The organism is Paenibacillus kribbensis (genome assembly GCF_002240415.1).
GTDB lineage: Bacteria > Bacillota > Bacilli > Paenibacillales > Paenibacillaceae > Paenibacillus > Paenibacillus kribbensis.
This window is the reverse complement of sequence record NZ_CP020028.1, coordinates 1,797,931-1,817,392: the sequence shown is the minus strand read 5'-3', so window position 1 is coordinate 1,817,392 and position 19,462 is coordinate 1,797,931. Positions and strand designations below refer to the sequence as shown.

15 protein-coding genes are annotated in these 19,462 nt (G+C 43.0%); 8 read left to right on the top strand and 7 right to left on the bottom strand.

What is annotated here, in order from left to right; all coding sequences use genetic code 11:
- Positions 1 to 133: 133 nt before the first annotated feature.
- Positions 134 to 910 carry an NAD-dependent epimerase/dehydratase family protein gene (locus B4V02_RS08090; protein ID WP_094154414.1) on the bottom strand — a complete coding sequence of 259 codons (777 nt, stop codon included), beginning with the start codon at positions 908 to 910 and terminating at the stop codon, positions 134 to 136.
- Positions 911 to 1,144: 234 nt separating this feature from the next.
- Here B4V02_RS08090 and B4V02_RS08085 point away from each other — a divergent pair, with 234 nt between their 5' ends.
- Positions 1,145 to 1,894, top strand: a complete 750-nt coding sequence (locus B4V02_RS08085) for a YdcF family protein (RefSeq protein ID WP_094154413.1) — start codon at positions 1,145 to 1,147, stop codon at positions 1,892 to 1,894.
- A gap of 97 nt (positions 1,895 to 1,991) precedes the next feature.
- Here the strand turns inward: B4V02_RS08085 and B4V02_RS08080 are convergent, their stop codons facing one another.
- Entirely contained in the window at positions 1,992 to 2,462 is a 471-nt protein-coding gene (locus B4V02_RS08080) for a 2-thiouracil desulfurase family protein (protein ID WP_007431324.1), read from the bottom strand.
- A 253-nt stretch (positions 2,463 to 2,715) separates the two neighbouring features.
- Between B4V02_RS08080 and sigK the strand changes: the two genes are divergently transcribed.
- Positions 2,716 to 3,417: an RNA polymerase sporulation sigma factor SigK gene (gene sigK / locus B4V02_RS08075; RefSeq protein WP_007431325.1), complete on the top strand. Its 702-nt coding sequence runs from the start codon at positions 2,716 to 2,718 to the stop codon at positions 3,415 to 3,417.
- Between the two features lie 99 nt (positions 3,418 to 3,516).
- Here the strand turns inward: sigK and B4V02_RS08070 are convergent, their stop codons facing one another.
- Positions 3,517 to 5,130, bottom strand: coding sequence for an RICIN domain-containing protein (locus tag B4V02_RS08070; RefSeq protein ID WP_094154412.1), 1,614 nt, complete (start codon positions 5,128 to 5,130; stop codon positions 3,517 to 3,519).
- A gap of 518 nt (positions 5,131 to 5,648) precedes the next feature.
- Here B4V02_RS08070 and B4V02_RS08065 point away from each other — a divergent pair.
- The 4 genes from B4V02_RS08065 (at position 5,649) to B4V02_RS08050 (ending at position 9,031) form a co-directional block, all read left to right on the top strand.
- Positions 5,649 to 6,473: a MetQ/NlpA family ABC transporter substrate-binding protein gene (locus B4V02_RS08065; protein ID WP_094154411.1), complete on the top strand. Its 825-nt coding sequence runs from the start codon at positions 5,649 to 5,651 to the stop codon at positions 6,471 to 6,473.
- Positions 6,474 to 6,485: 12 nt separating this feature from the next.
- Complete coding sequence (proC, locus tag B4V02_RS08060; RefSeq protein WP_094154410.1) at positions 6,486 to 7,298, top strand: pyrroline-5-carboxylate reductase; 813 nt, start codon at positions 6,486 to 6,488, stop codon at positions 7,296 to 7,298.
- Positions 7,295 to 8,071 carry a VOC family protein gene (locus B4V02_RS08055; RefSeq protein ID WP_094154409.1) on the top strand — a complete coding sequence of 259 codons (777 nt, stop codon included), beginning with the start codon at positions 7,295 to 7,297 and terminating at the stop codon, positions 8,069 to 8,071. The genes proC and B4V02_RS08055 overlap by 4 nt, the downstream gene beginning before the upstream one ends.
- Positions 8,072 to 8,521: 450 nt before the next feature.
- A complete protein-coding gene (locus tag B4V02_RS08050; protein WP_010345281.1) occupies positions 8,522 to 9,031 on the top strand; it encodes a discoidin domain-containing protein in 510 nt (169 codons plus the stop codon).
- Between the two features lie 50 nt (positions 9,032 to 9,081).
- Here B4V02_RS08050 and B4V02_RS08045 read toward each other — a convergent pair whose 3' ends face one another.
- From B4V02_RS08045 to B4V02_RS08035, 3 genes are all read right to left on the bottom strand, one after another.
- Positions 9,082 to 13,668 (bottom strand): fibronectin type III domain-containing protein, encoded by a 4,587-nt coding sequence (locus B4V02_RS08045; protein ID WP_094154408.1) that lies wholly within the window; start codon positions 13,666 to 13,668, stop codon positions 9,082 to 9,084.
- A gap of 193 nt (positions 13,669 to 13,861) precedes the next feature.
- Positions 13,862 to 14,743: a hypothetical protein gene (locus B4V02_RS08040; protein WP_094154407.1), complete on the bottom strand. Its 882-nt coding sequence runs from the start codon at positions 14,741 to 14,743 to the stop codon at positions 13,862 to 13,864.
- A 214-nt stretch (positions 14,744 to 14,957) separates the two neighbouring features.
- Positions 14,958 to 16,427 (bottom strand): hypothetical protein, encoded by a 1,470-nt coding sequence (locus B4V02_RS08035; RefSeq protein ID WP_094154406.1) that lies wholly within the window; start codon positions 16,425 to 16,427, stop codon positions 14,958 to 14,960.
- Between the two features lie 368 nt (positions 16,428 to 16,795).
- On the opposite strand from B4V02_RS08035, the gene B4V02_RS08030 reads away from it, so the two are divergent.
- Entirely contained in the window at positions 16,796 to 17,998 is a 1,203-nt protein-coding gene (locus B4V02_RS08030) for a macrolide family glycosyltransferase (protein WP_094154405.1), read from the top strand.
- Between the two features lie 116 nt (positions 17,999 to 18,114).
- A complete protein-coding gene (locus B4V02_RS08025) occupies positions 18,115 to 18,657 on the top strand; it encodes a GNAT family N-acetyltransferase (RefSeq protein WP_094154404.1) in 543 nt (180 codons plus the stop codon).
- 156 nt (positions 18,658 to 18,813) lie between these two features.
- Here B4V02_RS08025 and B4V02_RS26970 read toward each other — a convergent pair whose 3' ends face one another.
- Positions 18,814 to 19,371, bottom strand: coding sequence for a TetR/AcrR family transcriptional regulator (locus B4V02_RS26970; RefSeq protein ID WP_094154403.1), 558 nt, complete (start codon positions 19,369 to 19,371; stop codon positions 18,814 to 18,816).
- Between the last annotated feature and the right edge of the window lie 91 nt (positions 19,372 to 19,462).

Sequence of the window (19,462 nt, the reverse complement as noted above, 5' to 3'; positions counted from 1 at the left end):
TTTTATGTAAGCGCATTCAAAATGGAAAGTGAATCCTTGCATGCTTCGTGAACAAAGGAGTGTCCCAAGTAGTGAACAATTCGGATATTTGTGAAGTATTGTGTAATATAGGGCGCCAGATAGGCGCCTTACTCTATTCCTTTTGTCCACCCTGAAAAGCGGTCTCGTCCTGTTTCACCCGAAATCCGGTCATCTTCGCCTGCTCCAGCAGCCCAGCGGCATTATCCTGCGGCTTATACCCGATTAGCTCTTCCAGGTAGCCGATGTCATAATAATTATCCGTGTTGGCGGATGTGCCGTACAAATTAAGATAGCTCATCTCCGAGCGGGCCTCAATACAACAGACGGTCAGATGGAGCATATCGCGTTCGGAAATCCAAATATGCGCGGCACGCTCCGAATGAGGCCGGTCATCCCCGGGGAAATTGCCAATACGAATGTTAAATGAGGATATTTTACCCTGATCAGCATACAATCGGCCCAACAGCTCAATGTAGCACTTACTCAAGCCATAAAAACTGTCCGGTCGGTAGGGGTCTTCCACATCGATGATCTCACCCACTTTATAAAATCCTGTCGCATGATTGGAGCTGGCGAAAATAATACGCTTTACCCCATTTTGTATCGCCGCTTCATACAGCTTATAGGCTCCGCTTACATTGCCAGACAGTACTTTGCCGAGGAAATCCCCTTCATCCTTGATCCATGCAAAATGCAATACCGTATCCACCCCACGTGTCAGCTCATCCAGTCGTGCGACATCATGTATGTCCATTTCGACAATTCCAGCCTCTTCATCCCTCTTCAAGTCAGCTGCGGTGATCTCATATTTTCCTTCACGCTTCAGCCCTTCATACAATACTTTCCCAATTGTACCCGCCGCTCCCGTAATCAACAATTTGCGTGACATGGTCTGCTGCTCCTTTCTTTGTTAGGTTGTATGCTGTCATCCATATCTTAATCTTAACCAACACCCCAGGGAGGAAACCCCTTCAACAAATTGAATGAGTTAATCAACCGGGGCCATGGCTGACTTAGCTATGACTCCTGCGCGGTCTTTGAGTAGAGGAATCCATGCATTTGCCTATGTTACAATATACCAAAAAGAAAGATAGAGCTTATAAGGATAGGAGGTTGTCTGCACTTGATTTATATCATCAAATTTTTGTACAGCTTCGTGCTCCCTCCCGGTTTGTTTATTCTCATCATGGCTGGGCTTGTAGTCTGGCTGTGGCAACGTTCACGTAAACCTGCTGTCGTGCTGCTCGTGGTCACATTGCTGCTATATGCTTCCTCCACCAATTGGGTTGGAGATTTGCTAATCAGCAGTCTGGAAAAGCAGTATCCACAGCCTCGCACCGTTCAAGGGGATGTCATTGTCGTGCTGGGAGGCGGAGCCACAGAAGGAACACCGGACATCAATGGCCAAGGCAATCTGCTGGGCTCTGCGGCCAATCGGCTACTCACTGCGGCCCGGTTGCACGAAGCAACAGGCTTACCCATTCTTTTTTCCGGCGGGCAAGTGTTTGGCGACAGTGGTAATGAAGCGGATATTGCGCAAAGGCAGCTTCTCGGACTCGGTATTCCGGCCCAGGATATCCTGATCGAAAACCGTTCCTTGAATACACAGCAAAATGCCGCTTTTACAGCTCAAATTTTGAAACAGCATCAGCTCACAAAACCCATACTGGTGACCTCCGCTTTCCATATGCCACGTGCTGCACTGGAATTTCAGCGTGCAGGCATGCAGGTCACACCTTATCCGACTGATTATCTGGCGAGTGAAAATCTGTCACTGTATGCCGCCAAGCTCTCGCCGTCTGCCGGAGCCATGTCTACAACAGCAACAGCCCTCAAGGAATATCTAGGTGTTTTGGCATTAAAACTTAAATAATGTGCTGTCCATATAGTATAGTGGCACACAGCACGAACAAGCGTCTTGCGCTCGCAGGTGTATTAGCCTGTAAGCTGTCAAGACGCTTGATTTTCCCTTACATATCCTCATGCAAAAAGATTTCCGATATTTGTTCTTCCGATATCACCTTAAAGCCTTCTTTTTTTAGCAAAGCCGAGGTTACTCCATTACCCGCTATTTTACGGTTTTCAAACGCCCCATTATAGATAGCTGCTGATCCGCAGGACGGACTGTTTTCTTTTAAAACGATTAGGGTTGCGTTAATCTCTCTAGCTATGCTTAAAGCTTCGTGTGCACCTCTAATGTACATATCACTGACATCGTTGCCCGAGAATTCGACCACCTTGGCTGTACCGTTCAGCACATCCTCTCCCGTCCCCCCAATAATTTCGGCAGGCTCTCTCGGAGTCATAAAGCCCCCCAACAGCTCAGGACAAATCGTCATAGCCTTCTTTTCCTCTACCAACTTCTGAATATGTACATCCAGGCTGTCCGTTCCGTTATACCGCACCTTCATGCCTGCCAAACACGAACTGACTAGAATCATTAATTTCCTCCTCGAATCTATTGCGCTCTTCGCTGCTTAAGCAGTTTAAGTATAATCAAATTTTCTCATAGCGTCATTGCACAAAAATTAAACTTCAGCAATGTACTCGTATAGGATAGACCCATAAATTGTTATGCAGCAGTTTTAGGAGTACAGGCACGGATGGGCACCTGCCCACATACAATAAACAGACCGCAAGCCCGGTGAGTAACAAAGGCTGGTAAGTTCGCAACTACCTCAGGAGGTGTCATCCGTGCCCGGACTATTTAGCGCTATAGCTCTGTTCATCAAGGAATTGACGTTACTCGTCTCTTACGTGAAAAACAACGCCTTTCCGCAGCCATTAACCGAGAAAGAGGAAGCACGACACCTAAAGCTGTTCGCCGAAGGCAATGCGCATTCGCGTAACACGCTCATTGAGCACAACCTGCGGCTGGTGGCCCATATTGTGAAAAAATTTGATAATACAGGCGAAGATTTGGAGGACCTCATATCCATCGGCACCATCGGACTGATTAAGGCCATCGAAAGCTTTCAGACTGGAAAAGGCACAAAGCTGGCAACATTTGCAGCTCGCTGTATAGAAAATGAAATTCTGATGCATTTAAGATCTCTGAAAAAAACACGCAAAGACGTATCTCTCCATGATCCTATAGGGACGGACAAAGAGGGCAATGAAATTACTTTAATTGATATCCTGGGCACCGATACAGACGATATAGTAGATAAGGTACAGCTTAAAATCGAAAAGAGTAAAATCTATCGCAACCTGGATATTTTGGATGAGCGCGAAAAAGAAGTGGTGATTGGCCGATTCGGCCTGGAAGCCGGAGGAGAGGAACGGACACAGCGGGAAATTGCCCGAGAGCTCGGGATTTCGCGTTCGTATGTATCACGGATTGAAAAGCGTGCACTGATGAAGTTGTACCATGAATTTTACAAGCAAAAGGGATAATGGATCGAAAACAGCCTGTTTCCAGCTTTCATATCGGAAACAGGCAATTCATACGGCATCTTGTATATCTAACAAGGAGAGTAGAAGTGCTCGTTCATCTTACTTCAGATATTTTTGAAATTCGGGAAAGTGTATATATTTTAGAGCGGAAGCATGATTAACTGCCCCCGTATAATCCATATTGAATCTTTTTACATCATTTCCGTCGGCATCATAGGCTTTTATAATCGGGTAGCTATATTTTGAACCTGGATCGAAGGAGGTTGCTGCTCCATTGGGAGCGGGCAATGTATAAGGCTTGGCGACCGGGGATACTTCTCCTTTATTGGTATAGGAACCCACATCTTTTACAAAAGCTTTAGGGTCAATGGTGATCTCTGTATCCCAGTATCCGCTGGATGCTTTCTTAAAGTTGTCAAAGCGATTGGAATCGGAGTAAACGTGTGCGCCCTCGCCACCGATGATGGAAGCATAACCGGCATCATCTCGACTTGACAGTGTTCTTTGAATTAAATTGTTCAGTACATGCAGACGGCCATTGCCAGACTGAGGCGTTCTCCGTACACAGGAGTCAAAATAATTTAACATGACCGTGGCGTTATTTCTGATTAATGAGGACGTGGTGCCGAAGGCTACCGTCCAATAGCGGTTAGAAAATTTGTTGTATGAGAGCGTAACGTAGTCGGGATCGGTATTAGTATAAGTACTGGTATTAACCCAAACAAATTTACCCACCTCATCCTTGTCGATACCCAAACTCGATCTAAAGGTACTGTGATCAATCCAAACATTCCGTGACCCATAGATCGCAATCGCTACTACATCTCTTCGATTTTTAACCTCTACATTGATATTCTTTATAATAATATTATTGCTTACGCCTTCTTTTTTAAAATAATCATCCGTTCTCAGGCGTGGATCGGTGAGTCTGTTGGCAGCATAAGAGCCGATGATGGTTTTATTGGATGCTATTCTCAGATCGTAGGTTTCTGAATTGGCATTGTCTATATTACTGGAGATCACAATGGTAAGCGGATTTTTATCAAGCAAGGCTTCCTTGAGCTCGGCAAGTGTATTTACAAATACGGTTTTACCTAGTAGTCCCCCAATGGTTCCTGTTTTGTCTTTTCCATTCAAATCTTTAGCATGTCCGGCAAAGCCAACCAGTCCATCGGAAACCAATTTCCACTTATGTGTAGAGTTTCCTTTATAAGTACCAAGCATGGTTTTGCCTGTATCAAGATTAAGCATAAGCGCCATATTGCTGTTAGCCTTGTTGACAATTCGATAGGTAAGATCATCACCATTCACATCTTTGTCCACACCAATGATTCTCCATAGTTGCTCATCCCTGTTGGAATCCTGATACAGTACACATGGGTTGCCCTCAGTGACCGACCAATTTAAAGGAGAAAGCAGCAGCCCTGTTCTTTCGTTGGTCAATTTAAAATATACTCCGTCTGCCGTAGAAAATTTCCATCTTTCATTGCTTTCCCCTCTCGTCGGCCACACATTGACTTCCGAATTGTCCCCGTAACCCAATATATTAAGATTCCAGCCTTTATTGACATTTTCTATTCTCATGGCCTGGTAAGGATACGAGTCTGCTGCATTTGAAGCTTCTGTGAAAGATAAAAATGAAATCAGGTTAATGATTACAATAATAGATAATAGTAATGCTCCACGCTTAATACCCTTGCTCTTTTTCAACATATAATACGCCTCCATCTCAATTTAAATTTTGTTTCGGGTTATCTCTTCATTTATCAGCCCTTAGAATCACCTCCCTAAAGATAAGAATTATGATTACACACCAATTACTTCTTCGGATGTTAGATGAAATATCGGCATATTCACAGGTTGTGATTAGATAAATTTTCCTTAATGATATCCTATTTGCAATATTGTAATTAACTATTCATTTTAGATAAATAAAAAAACTGGCTCCCCAAGGTCAGGCTTAAAATCGAAAAGAGTAAATCTATCGCAACCTGGATAATTTAGCAGAAAGGATAATGGATTAGGAGATACGCAGAAATCTCCACTATTTGTAGGCCCGAATTAGGGCCTTTTTTTATTCTATTTTAATTTTTTGAAAAGAAGCTAAACGCTTGTTATATAGTTGTAAATTGTATTGACGTTATCCTTTTTTGTGTGTTAATATCCGAACTAATTAATCACATTGAAATTATTGGAATTATAAAAAATTTGAAATGAATTGGAGTGAAAGAATGAGAAAAATATTTATGATCGTATGGATAGCATTCATTTTGGTACTAAGCGCTTGTGGGAAACAAAGTATACCCGGCGAAGATAAAAAAGAAATTACTGTTGGATTTGGCGTAGGTAATTACGAAGAACAATTCCGACAAGGTATTCTACCGATTCTGGAGAAGAAAGGATACAAGGTCAACATCAAGACGTTCTCACAGAGCATGCAGGTCAATCCTGCCATGAAGGAAGGCTCTATTGACGCCAGTGTTTTCCAAAGCACAGCTTATATGGAATCCATTAATAAGGAACTGAACATGGAGATGACCAGGCTCGTATTCGTCCCCGGTGCACCACAGGGCTTGTACTCCCAAAAGCACCAGTCACTGGACGAAGTAAAGGACGGCTCGACAGTCGCAGTTCCTCAGGACCCGGTTAATCAGGAGCGTGCGATTCGGATTTTAGAAGAACTCGGTTGGGTAAAAGTAAAAGACGATGCGGGAACCACGGATTTCAATCTGAACAGCGTTGAACCAAACAGCGTGAAGCTTAATATTGAGGTGCTGGATGCGGCCCAAATTTTGGTTTCTTTAAACGATGTGGATTTTGGAGTGATTAATGGGAATTACATTGCCAGCGCCAAAAGAAAAATTACGGATGCTTTGAAGATCGAGAATACACCGGAACAGCATCGTATCATTGTGTCCATTAATAAAAAAGACGAAAATACCCAGTGGACAAAGGATCTGAAAGCAGCTTATGAGTCCAGGGAATTCGAGGATTACATTCATTCCCAGAATAAATATGTTGGCTTCATTCTCCCAGAGGCGTGGAAAAATAACTAAGGAGTGATTAAAATGGCGGAGCAGCGCATTCATTTCATCGGTGGTGGTCAAATGGCCGAAGCAATCATCCGCGCAATCATTGCCAATCAAACCGCATCGGCCAGAAGCATCACCGTAGCAGACATCAATGAGGAACGAATTCGTTTATTAAACGAAAAGTACGGTATTCTAACGGATATCCGGCAGGAGGTTGCTCTGTCGGAAGCTGATCTGATTATAATTGCCGTTCGCCCCCAGGATAATCTCACCGAAGTCGGACAGCTCGTACATGAGTATGCCGGGAAAAATAGTGCGGTCATATCGATTGTAGCTGGCGTGACAATTGAGCAGTTGGCCTCTTATATTGGCGGCGACCGCGCGATTATTCGTGTGATTCCGAACACCCTGACTGATACGGGGCTAGGATATAGCGGAGTAGCCCTGAATGCTCATGCGACCAAGGAACAGGTGGACGTTTTCTTGAATGGTTTCGGAAAAGTTCAATATTTAGATGAATCGCTGATTGATACGTTTACTGGCTATGGGGTAGCAGGACCAAACTACGTTTATTATTTTATCGAATCCTTGGCTGATGCCGGCGTGCTTGCCGGTCTTCCGCGGGAACAAGCGTGGCAGGTCGCTCTTGAAAATGTCGAGGGCGCTGTGGCGATGCTTCGCCAGACCAAGCTTCATCCCAGACAGCTGCTCGACATAAATAACTCCCCTGGGGGCGTTGGAATTCACGGACTGTATGAACTGAACAACAGCGATTTTGCAGCTGGTCTGCAGCGAAGCGTGTTGGCTGCTGTCAAACGGACAGCAGAGCTTGGAAAGGATCGGCCATGACAACGATTAAATGGGATCATACGGTTCATTATGTCAATGATTTGGACCAGTCGATACGTATTTTTCAGGAGAACGGATTGAATGCATTCCAAGGGGGGTCACACAAGCCTTGGGGTACACATAATGCACTCTGTTATTTTGGCCTGACTTACATTGAATTTCTGGGGATTGAAGATCGTGAGTTGGTGCAACAGATCGGAACATCCAACCTCGTTGTTCATGATGCGCTTCGGACGCTCCCTGAAAAAGAAGTTTTTAGCCGTGTCGCCCTTCGAACCAATGACATTGAAAAGATCGCAGAACAGTTAACAGCACAGGGTCTAATGCTGTCGCCGATTCTGGATGGAAAACGGCTGAATACACAGGGGCAATGGATTGAATGGAGAATGATGACTATTGAAGGAAACTTTCAAGGACTTGTATATCCATTTATTATCCAATGGAAGGAAAATGATACGGACCGATTGGATAATTTGACCCGTTCCGGGGCAGTTAAGCCACATCTTGCAGGCAGCGTCGAACTTCGGCAAGCTGTCTTTTCCGTACCTGATCCAGAGGCGACCGCCGCGCATTGGCAAGCATTGTTCGGACTATCTGCTACTGTATCCCAGTCAACCAACAAGGGGGGGATTGAGTGTGGTATCGGCGACAAATCGTTTATTTTTATACAAGGTAACGAAAAACGTTTAACGCAGCTTGGTTTCCACACAGATTCGCCGGTATTAAAAGGAAAAACCATAGGCATTGGCGAAGGGAATTATGTTTTTGAATAAACCATCGTCGGATATGCCAACTCAAGCTTAAGCTGTATCTCACATATTGAGCAGAAATTAATAAAACTACATTCATGAGCTATGAAAAGGGTCTACTGAGGGCCCTTTTCATTTTTTCTGTTCCCGATAAACTGATTCAATACTATTCCATATGGATGTTAAAAATATGCCATGTTTACTTATACTGTATGCGTCGTCATGAATAGTATCCAAACAAGAATTGTGTATACACATAAGAAAACAATAAGGTGCTATTTCTAACCCGGGTTTAGCTCCCTCCAATTGGAGCTATGAAGACGATCATCTCCATCTGCTGCTGGCATATTACCTTGTATATTCAGGTGGTCATAATATGTATTTCATGATCAAGGAATACATTTAGAGATTCAATCAATATATAACAGCGTTCTTAACAAACTTAAAGAATTTAACTAATGGAGGAAATCCAGCATGACAAAATTCAATCAAAATCCAGAAAATTACTCTTTTTTCATGAATCCTGTCGTTATTGCAGAGGAAAATGTTTCAACCAACGGAGATTCCAAAAATACCTTTCCGAAAAATGTTTTAGTCGATAATAATCTCTATTGGGAAAGTAGCTTAAGTGGCAAAGGTGGAGAAATTATCTTCAAATTAGATGAAGGCAAAACGATCAATGATATCCTTTTGGCTCAGCCCACTTTCAGAGCCTTTATTCTTTCATTCTCTTTTCATGGCTCTAACGACGGAGTAAACTGGTTTAGATTAGGCCAAGTCGAGACTTTGCCAACTACTGCAAAAACAACCTACCAATTTAGTAATGAGATTCCTTTTCAATATTATAAAATCACTGTACTTTCATCAGGGCTGAATAGTTCAACCTCATATTATGGTATACGATATATTGAGTTAAGAACCGCCCTAATCAATGGTGTTCCTGCCTACAGAGCGTCCAATTTAAACCCCGCTATTGCAGAATAAGGCCAGTACACACAAAAAAGGGGCCGGCCAACGCCGCCCCTTAATTCATTCTATTTCATTTGCAGCATATTATAAATCATTTCAGCCGCTTCCGCACGTGTGACCTCCTGTTTGGCACGGAAACTTCCATCCGGATACCCTTGTACTAAATTAATTTCGGTTAGACCAAGTACATCCGTTCTGGCCCACTCCACAATTTGAGAGGTATCTGAGTATACGCTGCTTTCATGTTGTGGTGTAGCCTTGATAACGTTATTCACCATTTTAGCCGCTTGCTCACGGTTAATGACCCGATCCGGGCCAAATTCTCTGTCGCTAAACCCGCGAGCGACCTGATCTTTAATCGCCGTTTTGAGTAAATCAACATACCACGCTGATGGATTGATATCCTCGAAGCCTAAAGTCACATCCGTTTCGAGCGGTAATTTCAATGAACGGACAAGCATCGAAGTGAACTCCATTCGTGTTACAGGTCTGTTCGGCTCAAAAAGTGTGGGGGTCATCCCCTTCACGACACCCAAATCAGCAAGTGCATTTATTTTATCTCTATTAAATACCCGATCAATGTCACTAAAATGATTGGACTTCGTTTCAACTGACGGGGATTGAATGAACTTTGTTTCTATCTGCTCCTTCACAACAGGCTGAATTGGTTTTGCAACCCCCGCACCTCCTGCTCCGCCACCTGTGTCCACAGGATTCCCCGTTGTTTTACCGTTCACCTGCTTTGCCTCTGTGCGTTTTCCTTGACTGTTTTCTGCCCAGAGTTGAACTGTATACAACTGTTTCTCTCTGAGTTGTCTCCAGATAAAGCTTCGCTCCTTACCACGGTATAGTTCTGTTCCTCCTTCACTGGTTAGCACGAAAATATCATTTTTATGCTCTGACTCCCAATGGATGATAAACTCATTATTCGTCGTTTCCGTCTTCGATAATTTGAAATCTGGAGATGGCAGCGTTTCTACTTCAGCTTCTGTCGGCTTACCTTCACCACTCGTGTTAGCCGGGTTGACGGCAATAAGATACACTGTAGAACTGTCTAATCTATCTATTTCAAACTCATGATGGTCTGTATGACCGATAAGTACCCCATTTTGGTATACATTGTAAGCGTCTCCCCCTGGAGCTTCTTTCCACGTAACAACCAGATTCGTATCTGTTATGTCTTTTATAATTAACCTGTTGTCTGGTATTTCATCTGGCAACGCACGATACGTAAAGGGAGCTATATCACCTGCACCGCTCGTATTCATTGCTTGAATGCCAAACGAGTAAATCATACCGGGTTGGATACCTGAGAGCTTAATATGGGCATCTCTGGTGTCTAAGACTTCACCGGTATCTCTACGGATTACAGCATATTCATAAGCACTCTCAGTTTCATTCCAGCTCAGCGAAATCTGGCCATTCCCGAGTTCTGTAACTTTGACATTTTGCACCTGAGGCGGAAGTGTTAGCAACTCACCCCACGCTGGCTGACTGAAACCACTACTATTACCGCTACTCACTTGATAATTGTAGTTTTTCCCACCTTCTAATCCAGATACAGCTACAAATGGCTCAGTGCTGTAATAATCTTGATCGTTGATCGTTATCTTATATTGAGTTGCTCCATCAACCGGGTCCCATTTCAATGTAGCCTCATGCTCCCCAACATCTACTGCTGCAAGCTGTACTGCCGAAACAGGTAGTGTCAATTCATTGATAGTCGCATCTTGACTTATACCACTCCGATTGTAGGCCCGGATTCGAATACTTGAAGACCTCCCCGCTGGCAAGCCTTCAAAAGTATAAGAATGGATACCTCGGGGAACCCGCATATTCGGTTCATCGTTCACGTTCAAAATGTAACCGTCAGCCCCCTGCACATCTTGCCACGCTACACCGACGGAATATACATCCTTCGTCACACTCGCCAGCGTAGTTACCCGAGCCGGTAATGTGATGACTCCCAGGTGAGCATAATCTCCGAATCCCGTTGTATTTTTAGCCGAAATGCGGTAATTATACTCTGTTCCCGCCTGAAGATCAGTATCTGTGTATTCCGTATACACATCGTTATAAACCGATACGTTGTCTCGTTCTAGGGCGTAGTATGTGGCTGTGACTACATCATTCCATTTCAATTCGACTCCATCTTCTCTTACAGTTACATTTTGGAATCCGGCTGGGCTGTCTGGCAGGCTTAAAAAAGATACATGCTTTGCCGCCCCCTCTCCAGTGTCATTCATAGCTGATACAGAAACATCATAATATTTACCAGGTTTCATTCCCGTAATTGGATTATAAACATCCTGTGTAACGGTATCCCTAAATATGACTTCTCCCGTACTTACGTCCGTTGCTATCATATTATATTTGTTAGCAGAAGCAACTGGGGTAAAATCGGCTAGGATATCTGCTGGATGATGGGAGACAGCTTTTAGCCTGATATGATCGGGTGCATCAGGTAGCGTTAATACACGGACTCGATTGGAATACGCATTGCCTCCTACATGATTACTTACACGTACTTCATATTCGTATTGTCGTCCTCCTCGTAGCCCTTTGTCGGTAAAAGAATTTGTCGGATGCGCAACCTCCCAAACTTCTTGGGTTGTTAGATTACGGATGGTATAGACGTAGCCATCATTAAAGCCGGATGGAAGAGTCCATTGTAAATCGGCCTCTGTGTTTCGTATGGATGTCGCTGAGAGCACAACCGGCTCGGGCTGCTTTTGAATGTGAAGTGCACCGCTGACCGTTTGAGAAATGTTACCCGCCCGGTCTTTGACCTTGGCATGAACATACCATTCACCTTCATTTAAAAGACTCAACCGGATTGCCGTATTGGCTGCTGTATCCCAATATTCGGGTGAATCAGGACTGTTCGTGATTCTATACTGCATTGTTGCTGGTTCGATCCCCGAATGCTGGTCGGTATATCGTATCTCCACATCCATACTCGAATCTTTCCATTCACGCGAATTCGGCGTCAGTTGGACCGTCGGGGGTTCCAAATCAATATAAGACGTTGCAGACACCGGATCACTTCGATTTCCAGCTGCATCTACAGCTTGAGCAGTCACTTTTACGATACCGGAGCGATTTAATATTCCCGATGATCCAGGCACATAGCCGCCAGAACCCCATTGATATTCATAATGTACTGCAGTAATATCCATCGCACCTGATAAAGCAAATTGCACTGGCTTATTGGTATAGCGGGTCGGCATCGTTACCTCGGAAAATGTAATTTCTGGAGGTGTTGGCTTGGTTCGATCTATCATGACCGATTGAGTCGCAGTTGGACCAGGTACGTCAAGGTTATTGATTGTCCGTGCTGACAATTCGTAATTCCCTTCAGCGGTTAATGTAAAGACGCCAAGGTATGTCTGCCATTCCCCCATTGGGCTCAGACGATACTGTGTCATCTTAATTCCGTTTGCAGGATCACTTCCTGAATCAATGGCAATATTCACATCACGGGCCGTTGGGCCTGCCTCGCTAACCCGGATGGTCGGAGCAGTCGGCCCCTTTTTATCAATGATGACTTCTTTGCTTACTTCTTGGCTCATATTACCGACGCTGTCTATAGACCGTGCATAAATCGTGCTTTTGCCATCTTTATTCACATGAAACATTCCACCATAGTCTTGCCAACCCTGATTCACAACGCCCGTCATACGAAATTGAGTATGGGCCAGTCCAGCATAATCGTCTGTTCCTGGCTGCAATGAAATGGCATAGTCATTACTGTTTCCCGTTGCGCTGATGGTGGGTGGAGTTGGCGGCATCTTGTCTATTCGTACCTTCCCGGAGGAAAGGCCACTGTACTGGTTATTTACGTCCACCGTCCTGGCATAGATCGTATTTACGCCATGGTCATATACAGTAAAGGGTCCTGTGTATGGCTGGAATGATCCTCCATTCAGGCTATATTCATAGTATTTTAGCCCTTCAGGCGCCACGTCCCCGTTGATCCAAACAGTTACGGGTTCTTTGGTCCAGCCTGTAACCGCCTGTCCCTCTGCGCCTGCATGAATCTGAGGCGGTGTAGGCAGCAGGTCCGATTTGGGAATGAGACGGATGCCAAACCTGGATATTTCATTACTTGTCTGCTGATTGTACCCCATGGCTCTAAAATACCGAATATCTCTTAATGTAATAGAGTCAGTAATCTCTACCCATTTTCCCTGATAAAAGCTATCAGCATAGAATTTCGTTACATTAGTCCATGTATATAAATTCGTTCCGTCAGGTCTCCAGTTGCTCCCCCCTGCATCATTAGATGCACTTATTTCTGTATGATAAGACCCTTCAATGTAAACAAAAACCCTGTAATCAGCAGTCTTAATAGATCTGCCAATATCAATAAAACGATTGGTTGGCTGCACACTGCCATCACATTTATATCTTGCCGAACCCATGCCGCTGTAAACTTCCGTTGCTCCTACCCCGCTTCCTGACGGAGAGCCCCAACTGTCGCCCCCACCCGGCAAATTGTTTTGGCAAAAAGGGCCCCCAATGATCTCTTGGGTAGCGGCTGATACCCTTTCAGGAAATATGGGAATCATCGTTAATAGGAGTAGTACAGCCAAAAATCCATACACCCACTTGCTATGCTTCCTTGCCTTTCGCTTATTTTTTCGATACATACACTTCTCCTTACTTTATTTTATTTTCAAAGAGCTTTACAGACTCGCTTCGGCCAAAATAGAAAAAGCACCTCAAACGAAGGCGTTAATGCCCAAGTTTGAGGTGCTTCCTCAATATCACGAGTATGTTTTGAAGCTATTATACTTCGTTCCTAGCAGGATGTAAACAGTAGTGTAAAATTATTTAAAGGTTTTAATCTACCTGAACACCCAAGTTCCGAAAAAATCCCCGCATATTCTGCATGTAAGAGTCCTGAGTAGCGGAAGCTTCCTTAAGAAGATTTTGCATACTGTTCATAAATGCGGAAGCCGATGTCGTATCAGCTTTATCAAACCGATTCTTTAACTGTGTGTTATTTAACAGCTCTTCAGTCTGTCCCGTACGTTCCTTGTAATTGTTAATCCAATCGGGGTGTTGAGGGACCTTTTGCGCAAAACTTAACAGCTGGTTCAGTCCATTGCCTCCACCTTTAATGTCATTCATGAATGCCGCATATTGTTGAGGGTCAGCCTGCTTCATCACTTCCGACAGTTTGACATAATCCTCAGGAGCACCTAACGGACGATCTGCTGGAGTCGTGTAGCTAATATCTCCGCTCTCTGAATCAATGGATCGTGTCAAAGCAATTCCAGCTATCTGGTTCATGGTTTCCAGAAATTCTTTGGCCTTATCGCCCTCCATATAATGGTCAGCAATATACTTGGATTGGGAAACTCCCATCTCTAGCAATACAGCCCGCTGATTCTCATCCGTTACCGTTCCGTCGACGATAAAATTGGATTGAATCATATTGTACACTGCATTGGACACTTCTTCCGGCTGACCTTCCAAAACACGGTTTAATGAATCATTGATCTGTGTTGTACCAAAATACTTGGCAGCCTGTGACACAATAGCTCCTTCCGCCAGTTGTCTGCCAGTCTCACTAATCTCCACAGAGTCTTGAACAACAAATCTGGAGACTTTTTCTTCATGAAGCTGGGGTGATGGAACTCCTTGCTTGCTTGCCGGATTTATCCGTAAACTACTAGAGTTAAGAACCGCTTGTTGTGCTCTAAGAGGCCCAAAATTCATCCTATTTCCTCCTGTCATGTTTGTAACAGGCGATCTGAGGCGTATGTATAATGTAATGTGACCCTGTTTGTATATATATCGGACAAAGCATATATGGAATGAATATATGCTTTGTCCCAAAAATGAACAAATATTGAAAAAAAGATACCTTGGATTAAAATTTAAAATATTCAGTTAACAAGTTACTGTGGCGATTTATTCATGAATCCATCCATCACCCGCCATAAACACTATAGGCAAAGTGATATACAATATCTGTGTCTATAATCGAAGTACCTGACACTTGAGCAGCTACCCCTGAAAGATCATAGTAGTGTGTAAAACTGATTGGTCCAGGCAGGTATTCCGCAATACTTCCGGTTGAAGATGGCAGGGAAAGGGTTACACTAAAGGCTCCATTCTGATCCGTATAAGCAGTGCCTGTACGAGTGCGATTTCCGCTACCTTCAGTCCAGTTCTGATTCAACCAGGTTACATCTACTGGCGCATTTGCCACTGCATAACCATCAGTAGTACTAACGACACCCTTCACGGTAAGGTTACTGCGTTGATCAGCCCGATAATGGCGACCGTAAGAGTAGGATGGATAGTCATTCGGACCGTTTTTAGAGTCGTAACCGTTAATTACAATTTTTCCAGCCCGAAGCACCGGTTTAAGTGTGAGTGTATACAAATGATCGGGTGAATACTGATTCGTTGTATACACTCGCACATAGTAGGTTCCTGTATTCAAAGACACATTGTGATTCGTTTGCGGCAGAAGCACCATTTGGTTGCCAGTAAGGGCTTCGTAAACTTCTGCTTTGTATCCATAGCTTTCAGAGGTGTTATCCAGCTTTACATTCAAAGCATCATAGTTGCGGTTGGCAGGGATCGTGATTTGATACCAATCGTTATCAATGCCTGAATGAATGGAACGAGAATTAAGCGATGATCCCCCCGTACTAAAAGTAAAGTTATAGGCATGAAAAGCACTCTCATCCGGCTCATAGACATCATAACTAGAACTTGTTTCGACAGTTAGATAGAAAGGATCATTGATGCTGGATCCCTTTTTGGCATGGACAGCAATCGCGTATGCCTTTTCATAACCGGCAGCGTTGCGGGTTCCTACGTTCTCAGGAAGTGATGCAGCCCCCTGGTCATAATTATTAAAATAAGTTCCATAGGTGGAGGCGTCAATGGCATTAGGATTAATATCACCTGTGGTCATATCAAATTCATATAAGTATAAGTCATAATCAAGCTGTGCTGAAAATGGACCATCCAACTGAGCTTGCAACATTTCACCTGGTTGTAAATAGATTGGATATAAAAACTGTAAGCCTCCCTCTTGCGTAATTGTACCGGAATACGTAGCAGAGGAAGCTGTGGCTAATGCAGCCATTGGGCTTGCTTTCAGCGAAGAAACGGTCTCCTTTTTCAATGAGGTTGTCTCTGGTGTCTTGAAGTTGAGTTTTTCCTGCAATACATAAACCGAAGACGTAACACTGTCTGGCTTGTCTACCCGCGTTAAACGCTTAATTATGTCTTTATTTCCAGTTGTTAGATGAATTTCGGATTCCGCTCTAATCGCTTGATCCGATGCGGCCTCTGTGCCTTGACTCGCATTCGCAGTCATCCCGAAAGCAAACAGAAGCATCGTACTTAACATAACTGCAATAGCCTTTTTGAACCTCTTCATACTGAAATCCCCTCTCAAATGGTTTAGGAATTCCTGCTTTTCCCCGGATATACCAGGGTGATTTCTAGGCTGTATGGCACTATCATAAAACATCATTGGTTCTATTGGAATATATTATGCAAAACATTATTTGTTTGTAATCTATGAAAACAAGACTATTAGAGGACGGCATATCGACTATTAAATCGTATGTCGTTTTCTCAACTAACTGGCAGATCTAAGGAAAAATATGGATATTAAAGTTTTGTAATTTTCAAGAAGTGTACTATGATAAACTGGATTCCATTAATTGATTCGAGCAAACGTAGGGGACAGTGCCCCTTACTCTTACACAATTTAGAGAACAGTATACCTAAGGAGTGGTGGAAATGGCGCGTGTTTTATTTATTAATGGTGGATCAGAGGGACATATCAATCCAACGATTGGAGTTGTGCAAGAGCTTATTTCGCGTGGAGAAGAGGTAGTGTACTTTTCTATAGAAGCTTTTCGGGAGCGTATTGAGAAGACGGGAGCTTCAGTACGAACATTTGATGATCAAAAATTTATAAAAGCCTTTATCTCCGGTGGGAGAGATTATTTACTCGAAAGAACCAACGGTCTTTTACTTACGGCAGATATAGTGATACCAAGTGTTCTTGAACAGATCAAAGGAGAGCATTTTGATTACATCATCCATGATTCCATGTTTGGTTGTGGACGTTTACTGGCTCAAATTCTTAAGCTTCCTGCAATCAACTCCTGTACTTCTTTTGCGCAGACAAAAGTATCATTCGATAAAATGCTGGAACAATTTTCTATACAAGTCCCTACAGAAATAGTTAAACCTATAAACGATAAATTTCAAAGCCTGACGGTTATGGCAAAGGAAAAATATGATGTGGAGATCCATTCTCCTTACGAAGTGTTTTGTAATCCTGCACCACTTACAATCGTTTATACAACCAGGGAGTTTCAACCTTATGGAGAAGCATTCGACCAAACTTATAAATTTGTAGGTCCATCCATCTCTTCACGATTAATTCAAGAAAACTTCGACTTAACTGCAATCAAGGGGAAAAACCCCATTTATATTTCACTGGGTACAGTCTTTAACCAAGCCATTGATTTCTATAAGCTTTGTTTTGAGGCATTGGGAAACACGGATCATACTATTGTCATGTCTATTGGAAATAAAACTCAAATTACTGATTTAGGGGAAATTCCTAAAAACTTCATCGTAAAAAATTATGTTCCACAAACTGATGTACTGCAATACACTAAATTATTTATTACACATGGTGGAATGAACAGTACCCATGAAGGTCTCTATTACGGGGTTCCGCTAATTGTAATCCCACAAAGCGCGGATCAGCCGATCATTGCGGGACAAGTCGCCAATATCGGAGCAGGCATTAATTTACAAATGCAAAGCTTGACTGCAAATCAACTACGTGAAGCCGTAGATCATGTGTTAAGCCTCTCATCTTTCAAGAACTCTGTCGCAAATATTAGGGAATCCTTTCAAAAATCAGGTGGATATCATCAAGCTGTTGATGAGATTTTCGAATTTAAAAGCCAATATCATATCTAAATATAAAATTTTTTAATAAAAAATGATCCTGATATACATCACTCATCAAATCAATTTCCGACTCTTCATCCTGTGATATAATTCTCTCAAAATCATAGTTTGGAAGGATGGTGCAGATGTCGGAGCAGCAAGTATACGTCCGATTCTCCGAAGAGGCAGACGCCGCAGAATTGACAGCAATGTACAAGCGCAATCGGGAGTTCTTTGATAAGTTTTCACCAAGCAGCCTAGAGAAGCACTATTCGGAGGATCACCAGCTCCAGAAGATTATTAAGAGCAAGGCCGATAGGATAGAGGACCGGAAATATTCCTTCGTGGTATGCCACAAGGAGGACGGTCGAATTATAGGCAGCATAGATCTATCTTTTGTGGTGAGGGGACCGCTTCAAAGCTGTATGATCGGATACAGCCTGGACCAAGCTTATAACGGCAAGGGCTATATGACGGAGGCGGTGAAGCAGGTGGTTCGTTACGCTTTCGATGAGTTAAAGTTTCATCGGATCGTCGGGGAAGCCTCTCCTCGGAATCCAGGATCAATCCGTGTGCTTGAAAAGGCTGGCTTTCACAAAGAAGGCATCTCTCGAAGCAATGTAAAAATCAACGGAAAGTGGGAAGATCATCAGGTTCTGGCGATTATCAATCCGTCAGAGGATATCTAGTTTCCCAAAGTGATAATAATCGATGATTGATGGCTCAGTTAACGGGATACGTCAGTTGATTGTTTAAAACCTCTCATTAGGAGCAGTATTGATTAAATGCTCATATTGGGAGGTTTTATTTTATTTGGGGATTATTTTGTCTCGATAAACTCTTCTTTAATGGTCCCTGCTATTCAATTTTGTTAATATATCTAACTTTCTATATATGTCTTCTTTATCAATAGGCATATTATTCTCAATCCACCAATTCAACACTCCGAGAACTGCTCCAATATGGGCCTCTATAGCAATTTGTATATCAATGGAGTTTTCTTCCAATGAGGTATTTTTAACCAAATGCTTATGTATGCCTACTCCCATTTCTCTTCGCAATAGATTCCTCAGAGAATCTCTTTCTTCCGATAGAAGCTGTGAAAACAGCTTTTTATGTTTAGTTGCTACAGAAAATACTTCCTTAATAGCTTCAGATGGAGAAATGAAAGTATCAACGAAGTTTAATTCATCGTCGGCAATTTGTCTTAAAGCACGTGAAAGTAAATCAAACTTGTCATTAAAATGAGTATAGAACGTGGTTCGATGTACCATGGCTAAATCACATATCTGCTTCACTGTTATATTTTCAAAGGGCTGTTTTTCCATTAAATCTAATAAAGCACTATAAAGAAGTTTATGTGTTCTTCTAACCCGGAGGTCATCGTTTGTTTTATTATCCATACAAATTCCTCTTTCTGTATCGTTTTTCGACACATCCATGATTTTATCGTTTGATGCAGGATATTATACATTATATTATATATTTTACAAA